21 protein-coding genes and 2 pseudogenes are annotated in these 23,472 nt (G+C 58.8%); 18 read left to right on the plus strand and 5 right to left on the minus strand.

Going from position 1 to position 23,472, the window contains the following annotated elements; translation table 11 throughout:
• Positions 1-23: 23 nt before the first annotated feature.
• Both ACYQ47_RS17065 and ACYQ47_RS17070 read right to left on the minus strand, forming a co-directional pair.
• Complete coding sequence (locus ACYQ47_RS17065) at positions 24-806, minus strand: sugar phosphate isomerase/epimerase family protein (RefSeq protein ID WP_459906107.1); 783 nt, start codon at positions 804-806, stop codon at positions 24-26.
• A gap of 25 nt (positions 807-831) precedes the next feature.
• On the minus strand, positions 832-1,665 hold the full coding sequence (locus tag ACYQ47_RS17070; RefSeq protein ID WP_459906108.1) for a shikimate dehydrogenase family protein: 834 nt from the start codon (positions 1,663-1,665) through the stop codon (positions 832-834).
• Positions 1,666-1,754: 89 nt separating this feature from the next.
• Here ACYQ47_RS17070 and ACYQ47_RS17075 point away from each other — a divergent pair, with 89 nt between their 5' ends.
• The 3 genes and pseudogenes from ACYQ47_RS17075 to ACYQ47_RS17085 form a co-directional block, all read left to right on the plus strand.
• Positions 1,755-2,672 (plus strand): LysR family transcriptional regulator, encoded by a 918-nt coding sequence (locus tag ACYQ47_RS17075; protein ID WP_459906109.1) that lies wholly within the window; start codon positions 1,755-1,757, stop codon positions 2,670-2,672.
• 51 nt (positions 2,673-2,723) lie between these two features.
• A pseudogene (locus ACYQ47_RS17080) lies at positions 2,724-3,038 on the plus strand (type II 3-dehydroquinate dehydratase); the annotation flags it as partial.
• A gap of 52 nt (positions 3,039-3,090) precedes the next feature.
• A pseudogene (locus ACYQ47_RS17085) lies at positions 3,091-3,336 on the plus strand (transposase); the annotation flags it as partial.
• 98 nt (positions 3,337-3,434) lie between these two features.
• Here the strand turns inward: ACYQ47_RS17085 and ACYQ47_RS17090 are convergent.
• Both ACYQ47_RS17090 and ACYQ47_RS17095 read right to left on the minus strand, forming a co-directional pair.
• Positions 3,435-4,928, minus strand: a complete 1,494-nt coding sequence (locus ACYQ47_RS17090; RefSeq protein ID WP_459906110.1) for a carotenoid oxygenase family protein — start codon at positions 4,926-4,928, stop codon at positions 3,435-3,437.
• Between the two features lie 4 nt (positions 4,929-4,932).
• Complete coding sequence (locus tag ACYQ47_RS17095) at positions 4,933-5,562, minus strand: hypothetical protein (protein WP_459905951.1); 630 nt, start codon at positions 5,560-5,562, stop codon at positions 4,933-4,935.
• A 146-nt stretch (positions 5,563-5,708) separates the two neighbouring features.
• Here ACYQ47_RS17095 and ACYQ47_RS17100 point away from each other — a divergent pair, with 146 nt between their 5' ends.
• Both ACYQ47_RS17100 and ACYQ47_RS17105 read left to right on the plus strand, forming a co-directional pair.
• Positions 5,709-6,296: a TetR/AcrR family transcriptional regulator gene (locus tag ACYQ47_RS17100; protein ID WP_459905950.1), complete on the plus strand. Its 588-nt coding sequence runs from the start codon at positions 5,709-5,711 to the stop codon at positions 6,294-6,296.
• Between the two features lie 625 nt (positions 6,297-6,921).
• Positions 6,922-8,082: an IS30 family transposase gene (locus ACYQ47_RS17105; protein WP_459906111.1), complete on the plus strand. Its 1,161-nt coding sequence runs from the start codon at positions 6,922-6,924 to the stop codon at positions 8,080-8,082.
• Between the two features lie 250 nt (positions 8,083-8,332).
• On the opposite strand, the gene ACYQ47_RS17110 is transcribed toward ACYQ47_RS17105, so the two are convergent.
• Complete coding sequence (locus tag ACYQ47_RS17110) at positions 8,333-9,286, minus strand: LysR substrate-binding domain-containing protein (protein ID WP_459906112.1); 954 nt, start codon at positions 9,284-9,286, stop codon at positions 8,333-8,335.
• 154 nt (positions 9,287-9,440) lie between these two features.
• Here ACYQ47_RS17110 and ACYQ47_RS17115 point away from each other — a divergent pair, with 154 nt between their 5' ends.
• From ACYQ47_RS17115 to ACYQ47_RS17175, 13 genes are all read left to right on the plus strand, one after another.
• A complete protein-coding gene (locus ACYQ47_RS17115) occupies positions 9,441-10,685 on the plus strand; it encodes a CaiB/BaiF CoA transferase family protein (RefSeq protein WP_459906508.1) in 1,245 nt (414 codons plus the stop codon).
• Positions 10,686-10,690: 5 nt separating this feature from the next.
• Positions 10,691-11,836 carry an acyl-CoA dehydrogenase family protein gene (locus tag ACYQ47_RS17120; RefSeq protein WP_459906113.1) on the plus strand — a complete coding sequence of 382 codons (1,146 nt, stop codon included), beginning with the start codon at positions 10,691-10,693 and terminating at the stop codon, positions 11,834-11,836.
• A gap of 109 nt (positions 11,837-11,945) precedes the next feature.
• On the plus strand, positions 11,946-12,860 hold the full coding sequence (hemC, locus tag ACYQ47_RS17125; protein WP_459906114.1) for a hydroxymethylbilane synthase: 915 nt from the start codon (positions 11,946-11,948) through the stop codon (positions 12,858-12,860).
• Between the two features lie 37 nt (positions 12,861-12,897).
• Positions 12,898-13,911 (plus strand): isopenicillin N synthase family dioxygenase, encoded by a 1,014-nt coding sequence (locus ACYQ47_RS17130; RefSeq protein ID WP_459906115.1) that lies wholly within the window; start codon positions 12,898-12,900, stop codon positions 13,909-13,911.
• A gap of 78 nt (positions 13,912-13,989) precedes the next feature.
• Positions 13,990-14,727, plus strand: a complete 738-nt coding sequence (locus tag ACYQ47_RS17135) for a transporter substrate-binding domain-containing protein (protein WP_459906116.1) — start codon at positions 13,990-13,992, stop codon at positions 14,725-14,727.
• Between the two features lie 24 nt (positions 14,728-14,751).
• Positions 14,752-15,420 carry an amino acid ABC transporter permease gene (locus ACYQ47_RS17140; protein WP_459906117.1) on the plus strand — a complete coding sequence of 223 codons (669 nt, stop codon included), beginning with the start codon at positions 14,752-14,754 and terminating at the stop codon, positions 15,418-15,420.
• Entirely contained in the window at positions 15,417-16,193 is a 777-nt protein-coding gene (locus ACYQ47_RS17145) for an amino acid ABC transporter ATP-binding protein (protein ID WP_459906118.1), read from the plus strand. The genes ACYQ47_RS17140 and ACYQ47_RS17145 overlap by 4 nt, the downstream gene beginning before the upstream one ends.
• A 528-nt stretch (positions 16,194-16,721) precedes the next feature.
• A complete protein-coding gene (locus ACYQ47_RS17150) occupies positions 16,722-17,471 on the plus strand; it encodes an electron transfer flavoprotein subunit beta/FixA family protein (protein WP_459906119.1) in 750 nt (249 codons plus the stop codon).
• A 14-nt stretch (positions 17,472-17,485) separates the two neighbouring features.
• The gene (locus ACYQ47_RS17155; protein WP_459906120.1) at positions 17,486-18,418 is read left to right on the plus strand and encodes an electron transfer flavoprotein subunit alpha/FixB family protein; all 933 of its coding nucleotides are present in this window, start codon (positions 17,486-17,488) and stop codon (positions 18,416-18,418) included.
• Positions 18,419-18,565: 147 nt separating this feature from the next.
• Positions 18,566-20,254, plus strand: a complete 1,689-nt coding sequence (gene hutU / locus ACYQ47_RS17160; protein ID WP_459906121.1) for a urocanate hydratase — start codon at positions 18,566-18,568, stop codon at positions 20,252-20,254.
• Positions 20,251-20,835: a HutD/Ves family protein gene (locus ACYQ47_RS17165; RefSeq protein WP_459906122.1), complete on the plus strand. Its 585-nt coding sequence runs from the start codon at positions 20,251-20,253 to the stop codon at positions 20,833-20,835. Before hutU ends, ACYQ47_RS17165 begins: the two co-directional genes overlap by 4 nt.
• A complete protein-coding gene (gene hutI, locus ACYQ47_RS17170; RefSeq protein ID WP_459906123.1) occupies positions 20,832-22,064 on the plus strand; it encodes an imidazolonepropionase in 1,233 nt (410 codons plus the stop codon). The genes ACYQ47_RS17165 and hutI overlap by 4 nt, the downstream gene beginning before the upstream one ends.
• Positions 22,061-23,458, plus strand: coding sequence for a formimidoylglutamate deiminase (locus ACYQ47_RS17175; protein ID WP_459906124.1), 1,398 nt, complete (start codon positions 22,061-22,063; stop codon positions 23,456-23,458). Before hutI ends, ACYQ47_RS17175 begins: the two co-directional genes overlap by 4 nt.
• The last annotated feature ends 14 nt before the right edge of the window (positions 23,459-23,472 follow it).

Here is a 23,472-nt window from a genome sequence, read left to right on the forward strand (position 1 = left end):
GAACCTTGTTGAATTGGCAAACCTTATGCGGCGTTCCACGCCGCGCGCAGGAATGCCGCGCTTTCGCGCATCGATGCCAGCGGTTCACCTTTGAAACCGCATTCGGCACTGAGCAGGCCCTGATAGCCGCTCATTTTGAGATGCCCGAAAAACGCCGGGTAGTCATAAGATCCCGTGCCCGGATTCAGCCGTCCCGTGTCGGCCAGATGAATGTGCGCGAGCCATGCGCAGTGCTCGCGCACTGCATCGAGCGGCTCGGCTTCTTCGTCCATGTGATAAAAGTCTGCAAGGCCACGCACTTCACTCCGGTTCAGCGCTTTTGCAAGCCGCGCGCCATCGGCGACGCTATTTACCAGATTCGACTCCCTGCGATTCAGCGGCTCGATCACCAGCGTGGCGCCGCTGCCCCGCAGTGCATCGGCGCACCATGCGAGCGTCGTCAGGAATTCATCTTCGGCTTGAGCCTGAGTCCAGCCTTCCGGGATATTGCGCGTCCAGCCGCTACCGAGCACGACGACGCGCGCGCGCGCCAGCGTCAGCACTTCCGCCACGCGATCGAAGTACGCGCGATTGCGGCGCTCGTCCTTCTCTGGGCCGACGATGCGCGCATCGTGCGGAAAGAGATAGCTGAACGCAAGCGCGGGCAAGGGCAAATCGCCGATGCGCGCCTTGGCGTCACCGAACGCCGCGTCGTCTTCGAGTTTCATCGGCACAAGTTGCGCCTCGATGTAGTCGAGCCCGGCCTCTTTCATCAATGCCGCGTTTTGCAGCGGTCCGCACCAGCCGAACTGGGGTGTCGTCGTCATGTTGTTTCCTTGATTTCCGATGGATTCAATAGCTCAGCTTCGCGACCGAGCGCAGCACTTCCGGCGTCGTTGTCGGAAAGCCGAAGAATTCGAGGTAAGCGGGGATCTGCTCGAAGAGCATGTCGGAGCCGACCTGGAAACGGCAACCGCGCGCCTGCACGGCCTTGAGAAACGCCGTCATTTCGGTCTTCATCACGACTTCGCCGACGAAGGTCTCGGGCGCGATGCGCGTCACGTCGACCGGTAACGGATCGCCGTCGTTCATGCCCATCGGTGTCGCGTTCACGACGAGGTCGTAGCCGGCCGGTTCGTTGCTGCCCGTCGTGACTTCGAGCCTCGGGTAATGGGTCGTGAGACGCGCCTTGAGTCCTTGCGCCGATTCGTCGCGCGCATCAAAGAGCCCGAGCCAGGCCACGCCCGCCGCAGCCAGCGACGCAGCGATCGCGGATCCCACGCCACCGCAGCCGACGACCAGCACTCGCGCGCCTTCGAGCTTGCACCCCTTGCGGCGCACGCCGCGCACGAAGCCCTCGCCATCGAACATGTCGCCGAGGAGCCGCCCGTCCTTTGTCCGCCGCACTGCATTGCACGATCCGGTGATCTTCACCATGGGCGTGGCTTCGTCGAGCAAGCCGACCGTGGTCACCTTGTGTGGCATCGTGACGAGCGCGCCACGAATGTTATCGAGCGTGAAGATCGACTGAAGGAAAGCCGGGTAATGCTGGGGCTTGCAGCCCATCGGCACGACGACGGCATTTACGCCGGCGTGTTCGAAGTACGGGTTGTAGATCATCGGCGACTTGAAGGCGTGCGTCGGATAGCCGATGTGGGCGATGAGTCCGGTATTGCCATTGATCATGCTTGTCTCCGTTTCAAAGCATGATCGGAGGTTACTATCGCTGATTCAAACTATTATTATTTGATCCGGCACTCCATAATCACCAGATCATGCTTAATGAACCGATACTCGGCGATCTCCGCCTGTTCTGCGAAGTCGCGCGCCGGTTGAGTTTCGTGGCGGCCGCACACGAGTTCGGCAATTCGCAAACGCACGTCAGTAAGCGCATTGCCTTGCTTGAAAAGACCCTTGGCGTGAGGCTGCTGCACCGCACGACGCGCCGCGTGTCGCTCACGACCGATGGCGAAACGGTCAATCGATGGGCGCGCGCCATCCTGCAGGATGTCGATGCGATGCGCGACGACCTGTCCAGTATGCGGGTAAATCCCAAGGGGTCGCTGCGCATCAGTTCGAGCCAGCGCCTCGGGCGCAGTCACATTGCGCCCATCGTGTCGTTAATGAAGAAGCGCTATCCAGAGCTCGAAATCTGGCTGGAACTAGTCGATCGCCGCGTCAATCTCGTCGACGAGGGTTTCGATCTCGACATCCGGGTGGGCGCGATACAGGAACCGGGGCTGATCGCGCATCACATTGCCGTCAGCCCGCGCGTGCTGTGCGCGGCGCCCGCTTACCTCGACGCGCACGGCCGACCGAAGAGCGTCGACGATCTCGCGCAGCACGATTGTCTCGTCTTTCGCGAGCGCGACGAGCCGTTCGGCGTGTGGCGTCTGCTCGGCCTGGGTGGCTGGAGCACGGTGAAGGTCACAGGGCCGCTTGCGTCGAATCACAGCGACGTGGTGCTGCGCTGGGCCCGCGATGGTCACGGCATTGTGATGGTCGGGCAGTCGTACGTGGCACAGGCGCTTGCGGAAGGCTTGCTCGAGCGTGTGCTGCCCGCGTGGGAGCAGCCAGCGGACGTCTGGGCGATGTCCGCGGCACGCGCGGCGCAGTCGGCCAAGGTGCGTGTCTGCATCGATTTTCTCAAGCAGGAACTCTCGCAGGGCGTGTTCGCGCTGTGGAAACCGTGACGCCGTAAATGGGGCTCAGCGCAGGCTGCTGAATAACTGCGCCAGAGACGAATGAAAAAGTTTCTGATGCTTCACGGTATTAACCACAACATGTTCGGCAAGCGCGATCCAGTGCAGTACGGAACGATCACGCTGGCTGAAATTGACGGGCGTTTGCAGGCTCTCGGCGCCGAACTCGGCGTACAGCTGGACTCGTTTCAGACAAACAGCGAAGGAGCCATGTGCGAGCGCATTCACCAAGCCTTTGAGGAGCGCTGTGACGCCGTCCTGATCAACGCCGGCGCGTGGACTCACTACAGCCATGGCATCCGCGATGTACTGGCGATTCTTACCTGCCCGATCGTGGAGTCGCATATGTCTGAGGTAGGCTGAAGAAAGTGGAGATCAATGTTTCGAGATTGCGATAAAGGACTTCGTGAAGAACTCGGCGTTATGCCGCAAGATCACGGCGGTCGAAGGCGTAGGTCCGCTCACTGCAACCGCAATCGTAGGCGCCATCGGCGATGCAAAACAGTTCTCCAACGGCCGTCATCTCGCAGCGTGGCTAGGTCTCGTACTCCGTCAATACTCCTCAGGTGGCAAAGCCCGTCTCCAAGGCTTCGCAGCATATCGTTCCCCCGGCCGCCGCTCCGTAGTGGGGATGCCAATATGGTGCAATGCGTAGATCACACCCTCACGGCGCAGTGTTGTGGTCATCGTCGTTTTCCTCGCAAGTATGTCCTGCCCGTCGCTGTGCATCGGGTTCGAAAAAGACAGCTTGGGTCAGGCCAATGACGCAGGAATCCACGATCCATGCAGCCCGGCCGGCACGCGCCGAGGCAGTTCGATCACGGCGAGCGGTTCGCGATCGAGCTGCCGCGCGTCGAGAATCACGAAACGTCCGGCGCTGCTACCCAGCTCATGTACGAACGTCACGATGAACCCGTCCTCTTCACGCCGGCCGTGCGGGTTAGCAACAAACACCGGTTCAGAAACCGTCTCGCTGGGCGCGAATTGGTGGATCGTCTTGCTTCCGGTGACGAGATCGTAGCGTGCGATTGCCTCGAACGCACCGATCTGCCGCGTTTCGCCGGGCCGCGGCATGCGCAGCCCTACGTATCCGTACCGCGCGCGTCGTCCAAGATACGCGTCGTTGACCCGTCCGAACTCGCACGGCTGGTCGTCGATCGCCTCGTCGTGCACTACGCCCCTGGCAATGTCGATTACCAGCCGGTGAAGCTCCAGCCGCTTCGAATGGCCCGTCAAAGAGAAAGAGTCATACCACGGCAGGACAGCTTCGATCCGATCGCCGTCCGCAAATGCATTGATCGTATGCCAGTGGAAGAACGGCGGTGCATCGATCCAGCGGATCTGCTCCGCGCGCTGCGCGTCGCGCGGAATCAGCGCAACCTTGGCGCCGCGCTCCGGCTCCCACAATCCAGGAGGGCCGTGCCGCGACCAATCGAAGACGAACGGACACACGAACACGACCAGATGCCTGTGGGTCAGCGCGACATCATGCACGATAGCCGCCCACGGTGCCTGGAAAGGAACGACGCGATCGATCTGTCCGGACCGGCTCGCCCGCATGTAAGTCAACATGCCGTTGCTCAGGGCGTATGAAACCGCCAGCAATTCGCCGGTGACCGGATCGGTTTTCGGATGCGCGGACATCACGCCAGGCAAATTGCCCTGGTAATCGAACCGCCCCAACGTGCCGATGCCACTATCAAGCTCATACGGCTTGCCACCCTCGTACAGCGCCAGATACCGGCCGCCGTGATGAATGATGTTCGTATTCGCGAGATTCGCGTGCGGCGGCGGACTGAACGTCGAATTGTAGAGCCGGTGTCCGGCCCGCTGTTCCGCACGCAACTCATCAGTTGCGACCCAGCGGTTTCGGTATCGCGCACGTCCGTCCTCGAGAAATATCGCGTGGATCATGCCAGTACCGTCGAACGGATACGCATAGTGCGCATCGGGTTCAAAGCGCGGATTCGGCCCGTTGCGCATGAACACGCCGTTCAGGCCGGCGGGAATCTCGCCCCGAACCTGCAGGTCTGCGTCGTCGCGCTCATCGAATACCGGCTCGAATGCGCCGCTTAACGCCGGATTGTCGCTGTGCCAAGGTGCCCCAACGGGCGGTTCGCCCCCGGCATCGGAGGTTGTTGCGAACGCTGGCGGTGTCCCAAGACTTCCGGCAGCCATCAAGCCGACCCCGACCGAAAGGAATGCGCGCCGGCTCAGCCTATCTTTTGTCATGTCGTATTTTCCCATTTGATTAACGGCCCGGGACGGCGTTACGTTCCCGCTCTGGATACCAGCCCGTGAACTTGACCGCTCCCACCAGCGCCAACACCGTCGCGACGATCGAGACTGAGCGGGGCAACGCGGGCAGATACGTCAGCGCGACATCAGCGATCACCATGATGGCGAACGCCGCAGCCCATGCAGCCGTAATCACGTAGTTGGTCCGCATGAACGCCGGGCTCTCCCATAGATCGGATGACACCTCTTCTCGGGCGTATTGCAGCGTGAATGGACGTCGCATCGCGATCGACGCGAGGACGATCAGCAGCAGACCGGTGTCCACACGCAGGCGGACCGCGGCAATCGACCATTCCGTCGCGCCTGGCAACAGCGCGATAAGCGTCAATCCAGCGAACAGAATGAAGTTGCCGATTTCGAGCACCTTTACCTTTCGCGTGGGGCTCACCATGTCCCGCAACAGCAGTAGCGCGGATACGATTGCGCCGGCTGCGAGGCCCGCCGGCACGCCAATTGTGCGCTCGATAACTACGAATGCCAGGAACGGCGAAAAGGCCAGCAAAATTCCCATGTCAACCTCCGTTGATTCACAACCGACGATGATGTCATTAATGTTTCCGATGGAAAGATTTTGACTGGACACGAAAAATCCGTCAATATATTTTTACACTGGAAACATTCAAAAGCTGAATGACTGAGTCAATCGCATCCCGCGCCGCCTCGGCTGGCGCCCGTCCTCGCCGTGCTGACAAGGCACGTCCCTATCATCACGGTTCGCTACCCGAAGCCATGTTGCAGGCGGCCGAGACCGTATTGAAACGGGACGGGCTGCGTGGGCTAACGCTTCGCGCGATTGCCCGGGAGGCCGGCGTATCGCACACAGCCCCTCAACACCATTTCGGCGATACCGCAGGAGTGCTGAGCGAGCTGGCCGCGGCCGGGCACAGACGGCTTGCCAACGAGATAGAGGAACAGGCGCGGAGCGCAGCGCCAGGCAAGCCGAGGCGCAAGGCGACCGCGCACGGCTACATCGACTTTGCGATCGGACATCCAGACCTCTTCAGACTCATGTCCCGCAACGAACTGCTGGATTCCGAGCGACGATCGCTCGTCGAAGCGCGGCAGATCTCTGCGCGTGCGTTGGCAGGTGTATTCGACGCGGTGACGAAACCTCAGCAGGAAGCGGGACCATTCGCCGGAATCGGCACCGCTCAGGCGATCGCCATTACCGCTGCGTGGGCCTACGTACACGGACTCGCGACCTTGCTGGTCGACCACCGGCTGGATAGCGTAGCGCGCGCGGCACCGGACTTCGGCGACGCGCGCGCGCTGGTGGAAGCGGCCATCGACGGCATGAAAATAGTCCCGGATGTTTGAAACCGTATTCAACGCCTGCCCACACGCGTTGTCGTTGGCTCGTGAGCCTTTGGTCGAGGGCAGGCGTCGAACAAATCTAAACGGGGGCATCGGGTAGTACTAAAGCATCAGAATGTCTGCTGATGACGTCCGTTACCTGAGCGAAGCGGTCGCACGAATGTCTGATAGTGCCTATGGGCGAACGACTCATCGTGGGCCGATTGCCGACGGCCAGGGGCGGTGGCCCTCGCAAGCGCCAAAATCATTTCGCAATAGTCGGCGCCGTGTTGGGCAGGGCCGAGCAACCTCTTGGGGCCGGCCGCGCATGCGAGTCACGCTTTTCCGGCGCAACTGCGATAGATTTAATACGGTCTGCGGGTGCTGAGCCCGGCCCCTCCTGCACTAGCGACTCCCACATAAAGTTTACTTGCATGATTCCGACGTCGAAGTCCGATCGACCGTTGCTGATCACATAGCGGACCGCGCGATACGCGATCGTCGAAGATTCATAGGCGTGCGCAGACGAGCGCCGCCTCAGACCCGTAGCTGACGGTCGAGCCCTCGTTGTTCCAACGACATGTATTAGAGGCGGATTCAACCGGTCGATGCAACACAATAACGCCATGTGAGCGGCGGGAGTGTTGCGATGAAACAGAGACGCCGAATTTATTACAGTGAGAGTCAGAAGGCGCTAATGTGGGAGCGCTGGCGTGCGGGTGAGTCGCTGCAGCATATTGCGCAGCTATTCGATCGTAACCATTCATCCGTAGCGGGAATACTGGCGCAAACTGGAGGCATCCAGCCTCCACTGCGACGGCGATCGAAGCGGTCGCTCACGCTTGCCGAGCGCGAAGAAATCTCAAGAGGTCTCGCAGCGGATGAGTCAATTCAGTCGATCGCACAGCGCCTGTCGCGAGCGCCGTCTACGATCTGCCGCGAAATCAAGCGCAACAGCGGCGAGAAAGGCTATCGGGCCGACTCCGCTGATGAGCTTGCCTGGCAGCGGGCGCTGCGCCCAAAGACATGCAAACTTGTCGCGACACCAGTGCTGGCAAAACTTGTGGCAGCAAAGCTGCAACTGGAATGGTCGCCGCAGCAGGTCGCCGGATGGCTAAAGCGAACATGGCCGGGCAACGAGGGTTTCCACGTGTCTCACGAAACGATCTATCGGACGCTCTTTATTCAAGCACGCGGCGCGCTGAAAAAAGAGTTGCTGGAGCACCTGCGGCGCACCCGTGCCATGCGTCGCTCACGTCATCACACGCAGAAGACCGAAGATCACGGGCGTATCCGCGATGCTGTTTCGATCAGTGAACGTCCCGCCACGGTTGAAGACCGCGCCGTTCCGGGGCACTGGGAAGGCGACCTTCTGTGCGGCAGCGGTAACAGTCAAATTGCTACGCTTGTCGAGCGACACACACGCTATGTGATGCTAGTCAAGATTGACAGCAAGGACAGTGAAACTGTGGCTAAGGCGCTCATCAAACACGCCGGCAAGCTTCCGCAAGAGCTCTACAAATCGCTTACCTGGGATCGAGGCACCGAGATGGCGGGGCACAAACGGTTCACCATTGCCACAGACATCGCCGTGTATTTCTGTGACCCTAGACATCCGTGGCAACGCGGCTCTAACGAGAAAACGAACGGGCTGTTGAGACAGTACTTCCCAAAAGGCATCGATCTATCGGCTTATACGCAGGCCAAACTCAATGCTGTGGCGAGAAGGCTGAACGAGCGGCCCCGGAAAACGCTGGATTACGAGACACCAGCTGAAAGATTCCATCATGCTATTGCATCGACCGGCTGAATCCGCCGGGGTAAGCGGACGGACGATCCGCGAGAAATCATAGTCAAACGAGGTCCGCTTTCGCCTAAGAAAACTGCGGGCACCACGTGACACCCGCGATCAGCACTAAATTGACGTCGTCGCCCATTCGCGCATGAGCCGCGCAAGAGATTGTCGAACCTCGTGCCGTCCGCCTCCAGGTTTTTCGTTTTCCTTATGAAGTCTCCTTTTCGGTCATTGGTCTAGGCGATAGTCGTGTTCGCCTGTGCGTTTAAGCTTGCTTCGATGCTCTTGAAGGCGATTTCCCAACAACGCTGTCGCTCTGCTTTAAGCTTTGAAACACGTCATGAACGATCACAGCAAACGGAGGGGCAAGCGCGCTATGAAAGCTGTTTTGTGCAGGCTGAGCGATCACGATAGCCTGTGTTGTCACACGTCCATGCAAGCGTCGACATGCGATACGGCGACCGTCTTGGCTACGATCTACGGTCGGTCGCGTCGTTAATAGCGAAACGCCAAGCCCGTTTGCGACCAGCGACCGGACCATCTCGAGTGACCCTGTCTCATACGCAATAGTGGGCGTAACTCCAGCGTCTCGGAAAAGGGAAAGGAAATACTCTCGGCTATGTTGCAAATTGATTAGCACTAGAGGCTCATTCGCTAAGGCGTTTAAGGGCAAGCTTGCTCGAGAGGCCAGCCGATGATTCGTCGGCAACAAAACATACGGCGTCAAATCTGCCACATGTTCCATGGATACTCCCGGACGTCCCAATCCCAAGTCGTACAACAACGCGACATCGAGAGCTCCTCGCTCAAGCATCCGCACGAGCTCTTCTGTACTTGCTTCATGCAGCTCCACTTCGATTAACGGGTGCTCTGCGCGCAGCCGCGACAAAATGCTGGGCAGCCAACGAGGGGCGAAAGTAGAAAGACACCCTACACGAAGCAATCCGGATAGTTCGGTCAAACGCGGACCCTCCAGTATTCGCGCTTGAGCGAGTAGCGCGTGCGCCTCTCGGTGCCGAGCCGCGCCGGCTGAGGTCAGCGCCAGTCCGCGCGCGTGCAAGCGCACAAATAAGGGTTCGCCCCACAACTCCTCAAGGTCAGCGATAGCCTTCGAAATCGACGGTTGCGAAACGTTCAGAGACTTGGCTGCTGAGGCCGCACCGCCATGACGCGCGGCCGCAACGAAGTATTCAAGCTGACGCAAATTGATATGGATCATTACGTGGCGAAGTACCTAAAAAAAGACTGAGCGCGTTCCGACATGGTCTGCAAGTCGCCAACCACCTTGGGTGGACTTTAAATCAACTATTTTGATCCAGACTATCAGAAACAAATTCTTTATTTTGATTTTTGGTTGTCCGAGCATTCATTTTATTGATGCTCGCACAGGACCAGCAGTGACTAAGATTTCTTCGCTTCCCCTTGACGGTCTGCGCATACTAGACCTGACCCGTGTCCTTTCTGGCCCTTTGTCGACAGCCCTGTTGGCAGACCTCGGGGCAGATGTCATTAAGATCGAGCCCCCGCAGGGCGACGACTACAGGGCCATTGGTCCGATGCGTAACGGTGAGAGCGCGCTCTTCAACGTCGTCAACCGAAACAAAAAGAGCTTGGTCCTCGACCTGAAGTCGCCGGAGGCGGTGGGCATCGTGCGACAGCTTGCCGAGAGTATGGACGTGATCGTGGAGAACTTTCGTCCTGGCGTAGCCGAGCGGCTTGGCGTCGGACCGCTTGCTCTCCGGGAGCTTAACCCCAAGCTTATCTATGTCAGTATCTCGGGCTTCGGACAAACAGGCCCGCTTGCGCATCGCCCAGCGTACGACATTGTTATGCAGGCCATGAGCGGCTTGATGGAATCAACTGGGGATCCAAATGGGCCGCCTACGCTTGTGGGCGAGGCAGTATCGGACGTGGTAGCTGGTTTATTTGCTTCGTGGGGGACGTTAGCGGCCATTCTGCAGTCACAACGCAGTGGCGAAGGTCAACATGTCGATGTCGCGATGTTTGACACTACTCTCGCTTTTCTCACCACTTCCGTATCACGCTACCTATTCACGGGCAAGGTACCGACTCGCGTTGGAAATCGCCACCCGACGTCCGCGCCATTCGGCGTTTTCAAGGCACGCGACGGGCATTTCGCCCTGGCGGTGCTCAATGAGCGCCTCTTTGTGACTTTGGCGGAAACCATTGGCAAACCGCAAATTTCATGCGATCCGCGCTTTGCCAGCGATGAGTTGAGATCTGCCAACGAACCGGCTTTGAGAGCTTATATCGAGGCCTGGGCAGCCGACCTCCCTGTAAGTACTGTCGTGGACCGCCTCGAGCAAAGTGGCCTTCCAAATGCGTCGATCTGCAATATTGCAGAGGCACTTGAGTCACCGCAAGCCGCCGCCCGCGAACTGCTTAGACCCGTGGACGATTCCGCTCTCCCAGGTCTCCGGCTACCGACTCAACCCATTCGCTTTAGCGGGGCCGCCGGCAATCGCGCCATACGTGCTCCACGACTGGGTGAGCACACCGATGAAATTCTTTCGATGCTTGGCATACCGGAAGATCAAATAAAAAGACTGAAAGCGGCGGGCATTTTAGGTCGCCAAGCATCTACCTCTCAGGAGTGAATCAAATGATCACACAACGTTTTGGCATAAAGGACGATGACTACGCGATCGCCACTGCCGTCGACCGCTTTGCCCAGGATGTGATCGCGCCGCGCGCACGGGAAATCGACGAGTTTGAAACGTCCGCGACATGTCATCTTCATGGGCTCGCCGCGCTCGGCGTCATGGGAATGAACCTACCCGAGTCCTTCGGCGGCCCCGGGGTCTCGCCAACCGCGATGCTGCTTTCCTTGGCCGCAATATCACAAGCCTGTGCCGCCACCTCATCCATGATCGGCGCGCACTATCTTGGCACCGATGCCATTCTGTTGGGAGGCAGTGATGCGCAGCGCGATCATTGGTTACCGAAATGCGGTCAAGGCGAGTGGCTCGCGGGATTTGCGCTTACAGAACCGGGCGGCGGTTCCAATCCCGCTGACTTGAGGACCAAGGCGATACGCCAAGGAAACAATTACATTTTAAATGGCGTTAAACATTTCATATCTAACGCTGGAGAAGCGGACTTGTTGGTGGTCTTCGCTAAGACTAATCCAGATGCCGGAGCACGAGGTGTCAGCGCCTTTGTTGTTCCAACGAGTACGGAAGGTGTAAAGGTCTCCACGCACGAGAAGCTTATGGGAATTCATGGCGCGCATGCGTTCGAAGTTTCTTTCGAGAGCGTATGCATCCCCGCCACTTACCGATTAGGCGATGAAGGTACGGGATTCAAGACTGCGATGAAAGTGCTGGACAACAGCCGTCTCGATGTTGCGGCGACTTCGCTGGGTATCGCAGAGGCTGCGCTAAGTGCATCGATCAGTTGGGCAAAGGACCGGAAAGTGCGCGGCGAGCCGCTCGCCGCGAAGCAGGGCATCCAATGGATGCTTGCGGATATGACGGTTCGATTGGAGGCCTCATGGGGAATGACGATGCAAGCTTTGGCACTTCGTGAGGCAGGACTCCCATTCACCATGCAATCTGCCATGGCCAAGCTACACGCTTCTGAAATGGTTGCTTTCGTTACTGACCATGCGCTGCAAATCCACGGCGGGTATGGCTACACGCGCGAGTTGCCGCTAGAACGATACGTACGGGACGCACGCATCCTTAGAGTCTATGAAGGGTCTTCTGAGGTCCAGCGAAACATCATTGCTCGAGAGGTGCTTCTCTAAACTGTAGTGCCCAGTGCGCAAGCACTCGTTCACTACCAACGGATCGAAGATTTTCCCGTCTGACACGCGGAAACGATCGCTTTGCGCCGCAATCAAGTGGAAATATCCCATGAAGAAGATCACTATCGCTACGCGTGAGAGTCGGTTAGCGCTGTGGCAGGCGGATTACGTACGAGCACGGCTCGTATCGCTAGGGTGGAATGTAGAGTTGTTGGGTATCACAACTCGGGGCGACAAGATTCTCGATCGAACACTAAGCAAGGTCGGTGGAAAAGCGCTCTTCATCAAAGAGCTTGAAGCAGCGCTGACCGAGGGACGGGCCGACCTGGCAGTGCATTCCTTAAAAGATGTGCCGATGGAATTCCCGGAGGGTTTCGAACTTGCTTGCGTAACACAACGGGATGACCCTCGAGACGCATTAATCTCCAATTACTTTGGCTCACTAGACGATCTTCCGGGTGGAGCTCGGGTTGGAACTTCTAGTCTCCGCCGAGAGGTACTGTTACGCGCATTGCGTCCCGACCTCAAAATCGTGCCATTGCGTGGAAACGTTGAAACCCGCTTACGCAACTTAGACCACGAAGACTACGACGCGATCGTACTGGCTGCAGTCGGGCTTCAGCGTCTCGGCCTTCATCACCGTATCCGGGAGATCTTTTCTACTGAGCGCATGTTGCCCCCTGGAGGGCAGGGCGCGCTAGCGGTGGAGATTCGAAGCGATCGGGCGGATCTAAGGAACGCACTAGCACCTTTGTCTGATCGGCAGTCTTGGATCTGTGCGACAGCCGAACGTGCTGTCAATCAAGCGCTTGGTGGGAATTGCTCGATGCCTTTGGCGGCACATGCGCAATGGGCGGGGCGCACGCTATCGCTAGAAGCAGCATGGGGCGATGCGACAGTTCAACCGGTTAAATTGATCCGTGCTCATCAGACAGTGTTCGATCCTGATTTCACAGCCGCTGACGCATTAGGAGGGGACGTTGCACGACGTCTCTTAGCGTCCGGCGCGCGCCGCTTTGTTTAGTTTACTAATCTCTTTAACAAAAGTAGGAGCCCTTTAAATGAAAAACTCTAGGTCGCCAGAAGATTTCCAGTCGGTTCCAGTGATTTCATTCGCGGATTTCAAGGATGACGACTCAGCCGGCCGCATGCGAGTTGCTCAAAAGATCCAAGAAGCCTGTGAGAAAGTAGGTTTTATGTATTTGTCTGATCACGGCGTCCCACAAGAGAAGATCGATCGACTGTTCGGAGCGGCGAAAGAGTTCTTCGCGCTGCCTGAAGCTGTCAAGCTGGACCACGATCTGCAGTCTACGCCAGAGTGGAATCGGGGCTACCAGGCGTTCGGAGCGAAACAGTACGCTAACGCAACTTCTCCCGATTTGAATGAGGCGTTCAAATTCCAGCGGGAACTCGAGGCTAATGATCCCGACATCGTTGACGGGAACAGAGTTCACAGGCTCAACAAATGGCCAAACAACACGGTCGTTCCTGCAATGTGGCGACTGACCCTGCTTGATTATTTCGGTGAAATGGAAAAGCTGAGTGGTCGTCTGCTTCGCGCATTTGCTCTCGCCCTTGACCTACCCGAGGATCACTTCGCGAAGTATTATCGCAAACCCATCACGCAGATCAGCTTGTTGCATTATCCCCCACAGGAACCGAAGCTCGATACAGATTATGGAATCCGCCCTCACACGGATGATACAAGCTTCACGATTCTGGCACAGGATGACGTGGGGGGAATTCAAGTTCAAAGCGGAGATAAATGGGTCGATGCACGGCCGATTCCGGGGACATTCCTGATTAACATCGGCAACATGATGGCGAGATGGACCAACGACCGCTTCGCGTCGACCATGCACAGGGTCTACAACCATAGCGGAAAAGAGCGCTACTCGGCGCCATTCTTCGCAATTCCTGATTTCGACACCGTGGTGGAGTGCCTGCCCAACTGCGTAGCACCTGGCGAAGCACCAAAGTTTGCGCCCATGCACGTCGGTCAGTCTTTGCAAAAGCGCTTTTCGTCGAACTGGACTGGGCAGACTGCGACGCCAGACACCAGTGTACGTGCTTGAATAGTCGATAGTTCGTTTTATCGCCAAAGCCGCACGCGCGTCGCGCGGCTAGTTGAACTTGTGCTTGGGGAACTGTCCATGAAAATCTTGCGCTGCATCTCAGTGGCGGCCATCTTCGTCACTTCTTGCTTCTTCAATAACGCTCACGCGCAGAGCGCGGTGCTTCAGGTCGGCACTGACGCCACTTTTCCTCCAATGGAATTTATCAAGGACGGAAAGCGTGTGGGTTTTGACGTCGATTTAGTCGAGGCAATCGGCAAAGTGCTAAATCGGCGTATCGAATGGGTCGACATTGATTTCAAAGGTCTCATTCCTGGGATCATCGCACACAGGTTTGATATGGCCATACCCGTCTATATTACTGAGGAGCGTCGTAAGGTTGTGAGTTTTACAGACCCGACTTTCGCAGGGGGCCTCGTCGCGATGGTGAAAGAGGGCAGCAGCATCAAGAGGTTGGCGGATCTAGACCACAAGAAAGTCACTGTTCAGGTTGCGACAAAGTCAGTCGCATTCCTTCAGGACAGGTATCCGTTAATCCAGCGTGTGGAAGTGGAAAAGAACGACGAGATGTTCAATCTTGTGCAGATTGGGCGTGCGGATGGTGTCGTGACCGGCAAACCCGCAGCGTACTACTATGCACAGACCCGGCCCGGCATGCGCGTTCTCGACCAGCAACTTAGCACCGAAGAATACGGCATAGCGCTACGTAAAGACGATTCAGATCTGCGCAATGCTCTGAACGGCGCGCTTGCGAAGCTGAAAGCCGATGGCACTTATGCTGCGATCCTAAAGAAGTGGTTCAGCGCTGCTCACTAACCCTTATACAGGCGGCCTCACAATATGAATCTCGATCTCTCCCCTGTGTGGGCAGGTTGGCCTCAGCTGCTCCAGGGTGCTATCGTCACCGTGGAGATCACAGCGGCCTCGTTGCTGTTGGCTTGCCTGCTTGGATTACTTATCGGCATTGGGCGGCTTAATAGACGCCACCGCATCATTTATGGTGTATGCACTGCGTATCTAGCGGTTATCCGGGGTACGCCCCTTCTTGTGCAACTCTTCCTACTTTTCTTTGGCCTGCCTCAGCTTGGGATAATGCTCCCGGCGTTCGTGTGCGGGGTGATCGGGCTTGGCCTATACGAAGCGGCCTACGTATCGGAAATTGTACGAGGAGCGCTTCGTTCGGTCGACAGAGGCCAGACAGAAGCGGCGAGATCCATCGGGCTTTCGGCAGGCCAAGCTATGCTCAATGTCATTCTTCCCCAAGCAGTCGTGCGCATGATCCCTCCTATGGGTAATGAATTTGTTGCCCTTATCAAAAATTCTGCGCTTGTCTCTTTGCTAACGATTCACGATTTAATGCACGAGGGTCAAAAAATCATCAGCGTGTCTTATCGGTCATTAGACGTTTATTTGGCGGTTGCGTTCATCTATCTTGTTCTGACCGGCCTCACGACATTTCTACTCGGCAGGTTGGAAGTGCGAGTTCGGGCAGGAGGGACGGTGCAATGACGACAATGAATATACATCCGCCGGCAATTTTAAGCATTCGGGGTCTGCGTAAGTCATTTGGTGCGCACCTCGTTTTAAACGGGATAGATTTTGACGTTTTTCCCTCACAAGTAGTGGTTGTTATCGGACCCAGCGGATCAGGCAAGAGTACCTTTTTGCGATGCTGCAACGGTCTAGAACATCCCGAAGGAGGGCGAATCGATATATGCGGACGCACCTTGTTTCGTGAAGGTCGAATGCTAGAGGACGCCAAGTGCAACGCTTTGCGTCAAGAGGTTGGAATGGTATTTCAGTCGTTCAACCTGTTTCCACACCTTTCTGTATTGCAGAACATCACGCTCGGGCCACGAAAGTTGCGGCGTTTTAGCCGAAGCGCCGCAGAATCGCATGCAAAAGTATTGCTAGAGAAGGTGGGATTGGGGCACAAAGCCAATGCGATGCCTGCAAGCTTGTCGGGCGGACAAAAGCAACGTGTAGCTATCGCACGGGCGCTCGCAATGGAACCTCGTGTAATGTTGTTCGACGAACCAACCTCAGCGCTTGATCCTGAGCTTGTTGGAGAAGTCTTGCAGGTAATGAAACTTCTAGCGAGCGAAGGTATGACCATGGTTGTTGTGACTCACGAAATGGAATTTGCACGCGAGGTGGCTGACGTTGTAGTCATGATGGATCATGGAGGGATTGTCGAGTTTGGTCCTCCCACAACAATCTTCACTAAGCCGTCCGAGAAACGCACGCAAGGCTTTTTGCAGGCAGTTCTTGCACGTTCCTGAACAGTGATGCGGAAAATCCAATTGACAACGTTGTATGAGTCTGCGTATCTAGGTCGCAGCGCCGGTGTTTAGAAGGCGTCTGCACCCCACGAAAAGGATTCGCTGAAGGGAAACGCTGGCGAGTGCAAGACTCAACGTCACGGGCTGAAATTTCTTCAGCACTTCGATAGCAAACTATTGGGTGGAAAGTGATGAAAGTGTTTGAACATGCACGCGAAAAGGCGGCGTTACTGGCGAATAGCGATGACGCCGCATTGTGGCGATGGTTCTCCGAGATGTTGGAAGAACGGAGAATAACGTTCAGGTTTGAATCAAACAGGTGGCTTGTCCGAATCGACCGGCAGCATATCGCAAGCGCACCAGATGTCGACAGCGCGATTCGTGCTGCGAAGACGGCCACTAATATTGATTTGGGTCATAGATTCGCCGCGTAGGCTATATGTGTCATCAGTAATCGAAACGTTCGGCTAAGCAGACATTGTCGATGTTTTCGTGAGGTTGCGCTGGTGATGAAAGACGGAGAGAACAGTGAAAGTGCTGGTATGTGTCAAACGCGTGGTCGACTACAACGTGAAGGTCCGGGTGAAGTCGGACAACACGGGTGTCGATATCGCCAACGTGAAGATGTCCATGAACCCGTTCGACGAAATCGCCGTGGAAGAGGCGGTGCGTCTGAAGGAAGGGGGCGTGGCAACCGAAGTGATCGCCGTGTCGTGCGGCGTCACGCAATGCCAGGAAACGCTGCGCACGGCGCTTGCAATCGGCGCGGATCGCGCCATTCTCGTCGAGTCCGCGGATGAGTTGCAGCCGCTTGCCGTCGCCAAACTGCTCAAGGCATTGGTCGATCAGGAAAAGCCCGAACTCGTCATCCTCGGCAAACAAGCAATCGACGACGACTCTAACCAGACCGGACAGATGCTCGCCGCGCTGGCAGGCTTGCCGCAAGCGACGTTTGCATCGAAGGTCGTCGTGGCCGACGGCAAAGCCGCCGTGTCGCGCGAAGTCGACGGCGGCGCGGAAACGCTGTCGTTGAAGCTGCCCGCTGTCATCACCACCGACCTGCGCCTGAACGAGCCGCGTTATGTGACGCTGCCCAACATCATGAAGGCGAAGAAGAAGCCGCTGACGGTCGTGAAGCCGGCCGACCTCGGCGTGGATGTCGCGCCGCGACTGAAGACGCTGAAGGTCGTCGAGCCGCCCAAGCGCAGCGCAGGCATTACGGTGCCGGACGTGAAGACGCTGGTCGAGAAGCTCAAGACCGAAGCCAAGGTCCTGTAACGGAGACGCACGAAATGACGATTCTGGTAATTGCGGAACACGACAACGCGTCCATCAAGGCCGCGACGTTGAACACGGTAGCGGCGGCATCGAAAATCGGTGGCGATATTCATGTGCTGGTCGCCGGTGCGAACGCGCAAGGCGCGGCCGATGCGGCAGCCAAGATCGCAGGCGTATCTAAAGTGCTGCTTGCGGATGCGCCTCAACTCGCCGAAGGTCTGGCCGAGAACGTCGAGGGCACGGTGCTGAATATCGCGAAGGACTATTCGCACATCCTCGCGCCCGCGACGGCCTATGGCAAGAACATCGCGCCGCGTATCGCAGCGCATCTTGACGTCGCGCAGATCAGCGACATTACCGCCGTCGACAGCGCCGATACCTTCGAGCGTCCAATCTACGCGGGCAACGCTATCGCGACGGTGCAATCGAGCGATCCGATCAAGGTCATCACGGTCCGTGCAACGGGCTTCGATCCGGTGGCTGCGGAAGGCGGTAGTGCATCGGTCGAGAAGATCGAAGCGGCAGCCGACGCTGGCATCTCGTCATTCGTCAGCCGCGAAGTCACGAAGCTGGATCGGCCGGAACTGACTTCGGCTTCGATCATCGTGTCGGGTGGACGTGGTCTAGGCAGCGGCGAGAACTACACGAAAGTGCTCGAACCGTTGGCCGACAAGCTTGGCGCCGCGATGGGCGCATCGCGCGCGGCGGTGGATGCCGGCTACGTGCCGAACGACTATCAAGTGGGTCAGACGGGCAAGATCGTCGCGCCGCAGTTGTACGTGGCCGTTGGTATTTCGGGCGCCATTCAGCATCTGGCCGGGATGAAAGACAGCAAGGTCATCGTCGCCATCAACAAAGATCCGGAAGCGCCTATTTTCAGCGTCGCTGACTATGGATTAGTTGAAGATTTATTCTTGTCCGTACCTGAGCTGGTAAGAGAGCTTTGATAGCGATGTGGTAATTCCACATGTAATTCCCTTTCTTACTGTTAAGTTATCCGATATAAAAGTTTCGAATTTTCCCTCTGCAAAACAGCGTCAGAAAAGTTCACGCTTTCCAAAATATCTTTAAGGGTACCGCTTTACCTACATACCATGAACAATCTAAAGAAAATTGATCCGCGTCTCGATCCGACCCGCACGATTCGCGCCCCGCGCGGCAGCGAAAAAATTTGCAAGACCTGGATCGCCGAAGCCGCGTACCGGATGATTCAAAACAATCTCGATCCGGAAGTCGCCGAGCATCCGCATGCACTGGTGGTCTACGGCGGCATTGGCCGCGCGGCGCGCAACTGGGACTGCTTCGACCAGATTCTCGCCTCGCTCAAGGATCTGAACGAAAACGAAACGCTGCTGATCCAGTCGGGCAAGCCGGTCGGCGTGTTCCGCACGCATGCCGATGCGCCGCGCGTGCTGCTCGCCAATTCCAATCTCGTGCCGCACTGGGCGAACTGGGATCACTTCCACGAACTGGACCGCCGTGGCCTCATGATGTACGGCCAGATGACGGCCGGTAGCTGGATCTACATCGGCTCGCAAGGCATCGTGCAGGGCACCTACGAGACGTTTTTCTCGGTGGCGAACCAGCATTTCAACGGCGATCCGAACGGCCGCTGGATTCTCACGGGCGGTCTCGGCGGCATGGGCGGCGCGCAGCCGCTTGCCGCGACCATGGCGGGCTTTTCTATGATTGCCGTGGAATGCGACGAGTCGCGCATCGACTTCCGCCTGAAGACGCGCTACGTCGACAAGAAGGCGAAGACGCTCGACGAGGCGCTCGCCATGATTGAAGCGGCGAAAGAGAGCGGCAAGCCGGTGTCGATTGGCCTGCTCGGCAACGCCGCCGACGTGTTCGCGCAACTGGTCGAGCGCAACATCACACCGGACTGTGTAACGGATCAGACCAGCGCACACGATCCGTTTCATGGCTATTTGCCGCAAAACTGGACGATCGAAGACTGGCGCGAGCGTCAGAAGACCGATCCGCAGAGCATCGTGACGCCCGCCAAGCAGTCGATGGCGACGCAGGTTCAGGCGATGCTCACGCTGCAGGAGCGCGGCGCGGCTACGCTCGATTATGGCAACAACATTCGCCAGATGGCGCTGGAAATGGGCGTGAAAAACGCGTTCGATTTTCCCGGCTTTGTGCCCGCGTATATCCGTCCGCTGTTCTGCGAAGGCAAGGGCCCGTTCCGCTGGGTCGCGCTGTCGGGCGATCCGGAAGACATCTACAAGACCGACGCCAAGGTCAAGGAACTGATTCCCGACGATCCGCATCTGCACAACTGGCTCGACATGGCCCGCGAGCGTATCGCGTTCCAGGGCTTGCCTGCGCGCATCTGCTGGGTCGGCGTGAAGGATCGCTATCGGCTGGGTCAGGCGTTCAACGAGATGGTGAAGAATGGCGAACTGAAAGCGCCCATTGTGATCGGACGCGATCATCTGGATACGGGTTCGGTCGCGAGCCCGAATCGCGAAACCGAATCGATGAAGGACGGTTCGGACGCCGTCAGCGATTGGCCGCTGCTTAATGCGCTGTTGAACACAGCGGGCGGCGCGTCGTGGGTGTCGCTGCATCATGGCGGCGGCGTCGGCATGGGCTTCAGCCAGCATTCGGGCGTGGTGATCGTCGCCGACGGCACCGATGCTGCGCACGAACGCCTCAGCCGCGTGCTGTTCAACGATCCCGCGACGGGCGTCATGCGTCACGCCGATGCCGGTTACGAGCTGGCGCAGTCGACCGCGCGCGAAGCGGGTCTCAATCTGCCGATGCTCGGCCGATGAGCGTGGCGTGTACCACGATCATTCGCGGGGCGGATCTGGTGGCGTCGCCATGGAAGAACGGCGGCGGCATCACGCGCGAAGTCGCCGTCTTTCCGGCGGGCGCATCGATGGAGACGTTCGCGTGGCGCGTGAGCATCGCGGAAGTCGCGCAGGCCGCGCCGTTTTCGCGCTTCCCGGGCGTCGATCGCACGCTGGTCTTGCTCGACGGCGCGGGCATGCGGCTGCACGAAGGCGAACGCACGCACACGCTCGCCTGTCCGCTCGATATTGCGCACTTCGCGGGCGAAGCATCGGTCGATGCCACGCTCGCCGATGGCCCCACGCGCGACTTCAACCTGATGGTTCGCCGCGACGCTGCGCACGGCACGCTCGAAATCTGGCGCGCGCCCGAGTCGCACAATCTCGATGCGGACACGGCGCTGTTGTACTGCGCGCAAGGTTCCGTGCGCGTGCGGGTGAACGAGGGCGAGGCCATCGCGCTAAATCATGGCGACATGCTTCGCATCGACCACGCTTGCGCACATATCGATACCGAAGGCAGCGGCGCATTGCTCGCCATCGCCTTGAAGGACCTGCAATGAAGCGCACGCTCTGGCACAACCTGAAACTCTGCGCCGACGGCATCCCCGATTATTCGATCGACGACGCCGCGATCGCCGTCGAAAACGGCAAGATTGCCTGGCTCGGCGCGTCTGCCGACCTGCCGGACGAAATGAAGTCATGGCCGCGCGAAGACTTGCACGGCGCATGGGTCACGCCCGGCCTGATCGACTGTCATACGCATCTAGTCTACGGCGGCCAACGCGCCGACGAGTTCGCGCAGCGTCTCGCGGGCGTGAGCTACGAAGAGATCGCGCGGCAGGGCGGCGGCATCGTATCGACGGTGTGCGCCACGCGGGCCGCCGACGAAGCCACGCTGTTCGCGCAATCGGCCGCGCGTCTCGAAGCGCTGCTCGCGGACGGCGTGACCGCCATCGAAATCAAATCCGGCTACGGTCTCGATTTGCCCACCGAGCGCAAGATGATGCGCGTCGCGCGCCAACTCGGCGAGCGTTATCCGGTCACCGTACGCACGACGTTTCTCGGCGCGCACGCGTTGCCGCCCGAGTTCTCGGGACGCGCGGACGACTACATCGACGAAGTATGCGAGCGCATGCTGCCCGTACTCGCCGACGAAGGACTCGTCGATGCTGTCGATGTCTTCTGCGAGCGTATCGGTTTCACGCTGGCGCAGAGCGAGCGCATGTTCGAGGCGGCGGCGAAGCGCGGCATCGGCGTGAAAATGCATGCAGAGCAGTTGTCGAACAGCGGAGGCGCGGCGCTGTCCGCGCGGTATCGCGCGCTGTCGGCGGATCATCTGGAATATCTCGACGAAGCGGGCGTCGCAGCGATGAAGGAAGCGGGCACCGTCGCGGTGTTTCTGCCGGGCGCGTATTACTTTATCCGCGAGACGCGGTTGCCGCCGCTCGATCTACTGCGCCGCTACGACGTACCCATCGCCATTTCCACCGACAGCAATCCCGGCACTTCGCCAGTCACGTCACTGCTGCTGATGATGAATATGGCGACCACGCTGTTTCGCATGACCGTGCCCGAAGTGCTGCAAGGCGTGACACGTCACGCGGCGCGCGCATTCGGCGATAGCGGCCGTCACGGTCTGCTCGCAGCCGGCCGTCCCGCCGATTTCGCCGTGTGGCCGGTACAGTCCATCGCGGAACTCGCCTACTGGTTCGGCCGTCCGCTGTGCGCGCGCGTCGTGCGCGGCGGCGACACCGTTTTCGCGCGCTCCGAGCGCTATCCGAACATATGACTACTCACTCACCCTCGCAGGCGCTGTTCGCGGAACACGCCTGGCTGCCCGACGGCTGGCGTCGTAACGTGCTGCTCGAATGGTCGCCGGACGGCGCGCTGCAACGCGTCACGCCCGATCTCGATCACGCGCCGCACGATGCGCCGCAGGCGGCGGGACCGCTCGTGCCCGGCATGCCGAACCTTCATTCGCATGCGTTTCAGCGGGCGATGGCGGGCCTCACCGAATATCGCGCGAGCACGCGCGACAGCTTCTGGAGTTGGCGCGACCTGATGTACCGCTTCGCCGCGCGCATCACGCCCGATGATCTCGGCGCCATCGCGCGCTGGCTCTACGTCGAAATGCTGAAGGCGGGCTATACGTCCGTTTGCGAGTTTCATTACGTGCATCACGCGCCCGGCGGCGTGCCGTATGACCATCGCGCCGAACTCGCGCAGCGCGTGGTTCAGGCCGCCTCGGAGACGGGCATCGGCATGACGATGTTGCCGGTGCTGTACCAGTACAGCGGATTCGGCGCGCAACCGCCGCGCGACGATCAACGGCGCTTCGTCAATACGCCCGACGCGTTGCTGCGGATCGTCGAGGACTTGCGCCGCGCGCATCCCGAGCGCGGCGATCTGCGTTACGGTGTCGCGCCGCATTCGTTGCGCGCGGTGTCGGAAGCCTCGTTGCGTGCCTTGCTGGAAGGGCTAAATGCGCTCGCGCCGGTGCATATCCATATCGCCGAGCAGACGGCCGAAGTCGATGCCTGCCTCGAAGCCGAAGGCGCGCGTCCGGTACGCTGGCTGCTCGATCGTTTCGATGTCGATGCGCGCTGGTGCCTCGTCCATGCGACGCATATCGATGCAGGCGAAACTGCCGCGCTCGCGCGCAGCGGGGCCGTCGCAGGCCTGTGTCTCACGACCGAAGCGAATCTTGGCGACGGCCTGTTCCCCGCTCATGATTATCTCGGTGCAAACGGCGTGTTCGGCGTGGGCTCGGACAGCCATATCGGCGTGGACTGGCGCGCGGAGTTGCGCCTGCTCGAATACGGGCAGCGTCTCGCGCGGCGCGAGCGCAATGTGCTGACCGCGCCGGATCGCGCACAGGTCGCCGACCGGTTGTTCGCCGCCGCGCTGGATGGCGGTGCGCGCGCCACCGGACGCACAGTCGGAAAACTCGAAGCGGGCGCGCGCGCGGACTGGATCGTGCTCGACCCCGATCATCCGAATCTTGCCGAACAGACGCCGCGCAGCTGGCTGTCGTCGGTCATGTTCGCCGAGCACGGCGGCACGCCCATCCGCGATGTCTATACGGGCGGACGGCACATCGTCGAGCAAGGACGCCATCGCGACGAGACGCGTCTTTACGCGGACTATCGCGCCGTGTTGTCGCGTCTGCTCAAGGATGTGTGAACACACCCTTTAGC

This window comes from Caballeronia sp. HLA56 (genome assembly GCF_054655155.1).

What these genes read in the sequence shown, in the direction of transcription:
- ACYQ47_RS17110 (WP_459906112.1), bottom strand. Translation starts at nt 9,286, where the DNA reads ATGATCCATATCAATTTGCGTCAGCTTGAATACTTCGTTGCGGCCGCG.
- ACYQ47_RS17155 (WP_459906120.1), top strand. Translation starts at nt 17,486, where the DNA reads ATGACGATTCTGGTAATTGCGGAACACGACAACGCGTCCATCAAGGCC.
- ACYQ47_RS17065 (WP_459906107.1), bottom strand. Translation starts at nt 806, where the DNA reads ATGACGACGACACCCCAGTTCGGCTGGTGCGGACCGCTGCAAAACGCG.
- hemC (WP_459906114.1), top strand. Translation starts at nt 11,946, where the DNA reads ATGAAGAAGATCACTATCGCTACGCGTGAGAGTCGGTTAGCGCTGTGG.
- ACYQ47_RS17120 (WP_459906113.1), top strand. Translation starts at nt 10,691, where the DNA reads ATGATCACACAACGTTTTGGCATAAAGGACGATGACTACGCGATCGCC.
- ACYQ47_RS17070 (WP_459906108.1), bottom strand. Translation starts at nt 1,665, where the DNA reads ATGATCAATGGCAATACCGGACTCATCGCCCACATCGGCTATCCGACG.
- ACYQ47_RS17105 (WP_459906111.1), top strand. Translation starts at nt 6,922, where the DNA reads ATGAAACAGAGACGCCGAATTTATTACAGTGAGAGTCAGAAGGCGCTA.
- ACYQ47_RS17140 (WP_459906117.1), top strand. Translation starts at nt 14,752, where the DNA reads ATGAATCTCGATCTCTCCCCTGTGTGGGCAGGTTGGCCTCAGCTGCTC.
- ACYQ47_RS17135 (WP_459906116.1), top strand. Translation starts at nt 13,990, where the DNA reads ATGAAAATCTTGCGCTGCATCTCAGTGGCGGCCATCTTCGTCACTTCT.
- ACYQ47_RS17165 (WP_459906122.1), top strand. Translation starts at nt 20,251, where the DNA reads ATGAGCGTGGCGTGTACCACGATCATTCGCGGGGCGGATCTGGTGGCG.
- hutU (WP_459906121.1), top strand. Translation starts at nt 18,566, where the DNA reads ATGAACAATCTAAAGAAAATTGATCCGCGTCTCGATCCGACCCGCACG.
- ACYQ47_RS17075 (WP_459906109.1), top strand. Translation starts at nt 1,755, where the DNA reads ATGCTTAATGAACCGATACTCGGCGATCTCCGCCTGTTCTGCGAAGTC.
- ACYQ47_RS17145 (WP_459906118.1), top strand. Translation starts at nt 15,417, where the DNA reads ATGACGACAATGAATATACATCCGCCGGCAATTTTAAGCATTCGGGGT.
- ACYQ47_RS17175 (WP_459906124.1), top strand. Translation starts at nt 22,061, where the DNA reads ATGACTACTCACTCACCCTCGCAGGCGCTGTTCGCGGAACACGCCTGG.
- hutI (WP_459906123.1), top strand. Translation starts at nt 20,832, where the DNA reads ATGAAGCGCACGCTCTGGCACAACCTGAAACTCTGCGCCGACGGCATC.
- ACYQ47_RS17090 (WP_459906110.1), bottom strand. Translation starts at nt 4,928, where the DNA reads ATGGGAAAATACGACATGACAAAAGATAGGCTGAGCCGGCGCGCATTC.
- ACYQ47_RS17130 (WP_459906115.1), top strand. Translation starts at nt 12,898, where the DNA reads ATGAAAAACTCTAGGTCGCCAGAAGATTTCCAGTCGGTTCCAGTGATT.
- ACYQ47_RS17100 (WP_459905950.1), top strand. Translation starts at nt 5,709, where the DNA reads ATGTTGCAGGCGGCCGAGACCGTATTGAAACGGGACGGGCTGCGTGGG.